This is a genomic window from Poseidonibacter sp. (assembly GCF_041821165.1).
GTDB lineage: Bacteria > Campylobacterota > Campylobacteria > Campylobacterales > Arcobacteraceae > Poseidonibacter.
In genome coordinates, this window is record NZ_JBGUES010000187.1 from 1 (window position 1) to 4,438 (window position 4,438).

3 protein-coding genes are annotated in these 4,438 nt (G+C 23.8%); 1 reads left to right on the top strand and 2 read right to left on the bottom strand.

Annotation, left to right across the window (positions count from 1 at the left end):
• Positions 1 to 1,298, top strand: a 1,298-nt coding sequence (locus ACERKK_RS11545) for a diguanylate cyclase (protein WP_373773229.1), incomplete at its 5' end; no start/stop codon positions are given.
• Positions 1,299 to 1,333: 35 nt separating this feature from the next.
• Here the strand turns inward: ACERKK_RS11545 and ACERKK_RS11550 are convergent.
• Both ACERKK_RS11550 and ACERKK_RS11555 read right to left on the bottom strand, forming a co-directional pair.
• Positions 1,334 to 3,262, bottom strand: coding sequence for a cache domain-containing protein (locus ACERKK_RS11550; RefSeq protein ID WP_373773230.1), 1,929 nt, complete (start codon positions 3,260 to 3,262; stop codon positions 1,334 to 1,336).
• Between the two features lie 57 nt (positions 3,263 to 3,319).
• Positions 3,320 to 4,438 (bottom strand): mechanosensitive ion channel family protein (locus ACERKK_RS11555; RefSeq protein ID WP_373773231.1); only part of this gene is annotated, 1,119 nt, incomplete at its 5' end.

A 4,438-nucleotide genomic window follows, 5' to 3' on the forward strand; every position in this document is an offset into this window, starting at 1 on the left:
TTAGAATAGCAACTCCTATTTTTGAAAAGAAAAAGTTTAGCGGTATCATTATATTAAATCTATCTACAAATAATTTATTTAATTCTATTCGAAACTCTACTGCCTTTGATCACTTTATAATTGATAAAAACCAAAATTATATATTACATCCCCAAGATAAATTTTCATTTAATAAATATAAGAAAATCATAAAAGATATAGATGATGATTTTCCAAAAGGTTTTGAAACAAATAATACTTTTGTTTATTCATTAAAAGATATTTTTCATAATGAAGATGATGCTATATTTGTTTTAAAAACAAAAAAAGACTATGAAAAAAAACTATTTACTCAAAAACTCAATATCTTAGGAATAGTTTTAGTATTAACTTTTTTCATAAGTTTAATTATGGCTTTTATGGTTTCAAAAATCCCGACAAGATTACAAAATGCTTTATTTAGAGCAAATCAAAAGTTAGAAATAAGTCAAATTGTAAAAAACTATGTAATTTCAGCAACAACAAAAGTAGATAGTACAATTTTGGATATTAGTGATGCATTTATGAAATCAAGTGGTTATTCAAAAAAAGAACTTATTGGAAAACCAATGTCTATTATAAAAAATAAAGATAGAGATAAAAAAATCATAAAACAATTATGGAAAACAATTTTAAAAGGTGAAGTTTGGATTGGAGAAATAAAAAACACTAAGAAAAATGGTCAAATATATTGGCTTGAGCAACATATAATTCCTAAGATGGATAAGAATAATAAAATAGAAAAATTTGTATCAATTGGTATTGATATAACGGCAAAAAAAGAGTTAGAAAAGTTGGCATCTATTGATCAATTAACAGGAATTTATAATAGAAGGATGATTGAAGAGTTCTTACAAGTTGAAATTGATATTGCAAAAAGGCACGAATATGATTTATCTTTAATTATGATTGATATTGATTTTTTCAAAACTGTAAATGATAATCATGGTCATCCAATAGGAGATGAAGTTTTAAATCAAATTGCAAAAGTTATATCTAATAACTTAAGAAAATCAGATATCTTTGGAAGATATGGAGGAGAAGAGTTTTTAATCATTTGCGTTGAAACTAATGCAAATGATGCCTTTACATTAAGCGAAAAATTAAGACTTGCAGTAGGAAGTCATAAATTTGATGATATAGGATATAAAACTATTTCACTTGGAGTTACAAATCTAAAAATTGCAGATACGTTAGAAACATTGGTAAAAAGAGCAGATTTAGCACTTTATAAAGCTAAAGAGGAAGGTAGAAATAAAACTGTAATTGAAGTTACATAAGACTTCAATTATATAGAAAGATTTTTGAATTTAAACTATAAAGGTATACTAATTTCAAACTCTGCACCTGTGTATTTAATATCTTCATATAAAAAGCTAACATTTGATACGCTAATTTGTCCTTTCATATTTCCTTCTATTATTTGTTTACACATATATAAGCCTATTCCACTACCACCTTCTTTTTCTTTTGTAGTAAAATATGACTTAAATACATTTTCAATAATATCCAAAGGTATTCCATTTGCATTATCTTTTATTTTAATAATTGCATTTTCTTTATCTTTATAAACATCTATAAATATTAATCTTTTTTCTAAAGAATCTTTTTTAATTAACTCTTCTTTTGCATTTTTCAATAGATTTATTAATGTTTGTTGCAATTCATTTTGAGAACCAAATAACTCAACATCAGCAATATTTTCTATTATTTCTATATTATTTTTTTTATATTGTGAAGTCGTTAATTTAAAAGTTTCTCCAAAGGCATCTGCTATTTTATATAAACTTTTTTCTTTATTAGGATTAAAGAAGTTTCTAAAATCATCAATAGTTTGTGATAAGTTTTTTACGGAGTTATCTATTGCATCTATGGCATCATTAAGTTCTTCTTTTGTTGAGAAATCCTTTACTTCAGTATTTATACGTAATAAACCATTGGACATAGAAATTATACTTATTGGTTGTTTCCATTGATGTGCGATACTTCCTAGCATCTCACCCATTGTCGCCATTTTTGAGTGTTGAACTAAAAGTTTCTCTTTCTCTATTGTTTTTTTAGTCTCTTCATTTATTTGTTCAGTATAAGCAAAAAATCTTTTTCGTAAATTATTTGAAAGATAAAAAGATAAAGGAATAAATATCAATATAATTATTAGACTGATTATAATTATTGATATAATAGAATCTTTATTTGATTTAATTAATTCCTTTTCTTTATTTTCAATTTGCTTATTTAAACTCTCTAAGTAAAATCCACTTCCTACCATCCACTTCCAATCATCATATAATTGTACATAGGATATTTTTCCATTTGATTTTAACTTATCATTTAATTTTACAGTTGAAGTATATTTTATAAAAGCAGCTTTTTTCTCTTTTGTAAGATTTAATGTATTTCTTAATGTATATTCACCTTTTTTATTTTTAATATTATATCTATTAGTTCCAACTAATTCTTTTTTAGGATTAACTAAACATAAGCCATCTAAAGTATAAATGAAAATATGTTCAAAGTTCTCAAATTGAAGATTATTTAACTTATTAGCAACTCTTTGTTGAACAATTGTTTCAAATTCATTTATATATGCTCCACTTCCTATAAATATATCAAAGGCTTCAAATTTCTTAAAATATCCTACTTTTTTATATTCTGTATTATCATCTTTTGACTTATTCCAATACCAATCATAAAAAGTTTTATCTTTATTTTTTAAAATTTTATTCATTTCTTGTAGTATTAAAGTACCTTTAGCATCTTTATGCTCCCAAAGGTTTTTATCTTCAATATCTGGAAACTCACTATTTAAAATATTTTTACCATTTAACTCATATATAAAAAAATAGCCTTTGCCATCTAAATAACGTATATTTCTTAATACTGTTTTTATCTCATCTAAAGTTTTTTCTTTTGAATAGTTTGGGGTATCTAAGTTTTTAGTATATATAGAGTTTATAATAGAATAAGCCTGTTCTACTTCTGTTTTAACTAATTGTTTTAACTCATTTAATGCAGCATTTTTTTCAATTTCTATTAAAGAATGTATTCTAACAACTAAGCTTTTTACTCTATTTTTATTTTCTTCAATATATTTAATCTCGATTCTTTCTTTTTCTATCTCTAAGCTTTTATATTTTTCATTTATAAAAAATGCACTTACTATAAAAGTAACGAAGATAACAAATGCAATAGGACCATATTTAATTATATTTAAAATATAGTTTTCATTCTTTAAAAGAATCATTTTACTCCTTACTTTGAGTTAGATTAAAATATATCATGTTTGAGTATTAATAATATCTTAATTTATATTTATATTTTCTTTTACATGTAAATCAAGTTGAGGGAATGGAATCTCGATATCATATTTATATAAAGTATTATAAATTAATATTAAAAAATCAGAACGAATAGAACTTGGATTTACTTTATCATTTGCTTTAATCCAAACTAATAACTCAAAATCAACACTACTTGCATTCATATTTTCAAGTCTTATATCTGGTGCTTTGCCTTCTATATTTCTTAAAAAAACCAAGTTAGATTCATCAAGTTCTTTTAAAATTACTTCTTTTACTTTTTCAACTTTAGTTCCATATGCAACACCAAAAGGTATATGAAGTCTTCTTGTTACATCATCTAAAGTCCAGTTTGTTACATTGTTTTGAATAAAAGATGAGTTTGGAATAACAATATCAATATTATCAAATGTCTTAATTGTTGTAGACCTTATTCTAATATCAGTTACAGTACCTTTTGAGATTTGATCAATTTCTATAATATCCCCTATTCTTATTGTTCGCTCAAACATAAGAATAATTCCCGCGATAAAGTTTGAAACAACTGTTTGAAGTCCAAACCCAATACCAATAGATAAAGCCCCTGCAATTAATGAAATAGAAGACATATCTATACCTAAACTACTCATTGAAATCATTACGGTTATTAAAATAATTACATAATAACCTACATTTGCAGTTAATCTTGAAGACATTTGACTAATATTTGGCCATTTTAATGAAATTTTATATATCCATCTTTTATATAAAAAACCTATAAAAAATCCACTTACGATTAAAAATAAAGCTTTTAATATACTAAGAACTGTAATTGATTGTTCATTAAATACAAAAATAGTAACTGTAAAATATCTACCAAACTCTTCAAAAAAACTTTTTGATTGAGATAGTGATGAATTTAAAAGTAATCTAGTATTTCCTAATATCTTTTTTGCTATGTCTTTTATAATAATATTTTGTTCTAAATATACTGCAACATCATTGGCATTTATATTTGCTAATAAACTTTCTATTTCTTCACTTAGTTTTAAATATTGTTTATCTTTTTTATTAATCAAGCTTATTACTACTGCTTTATTTAGTACTTTTAATTTTTCAATTAATTCATTTTGGATTGATTC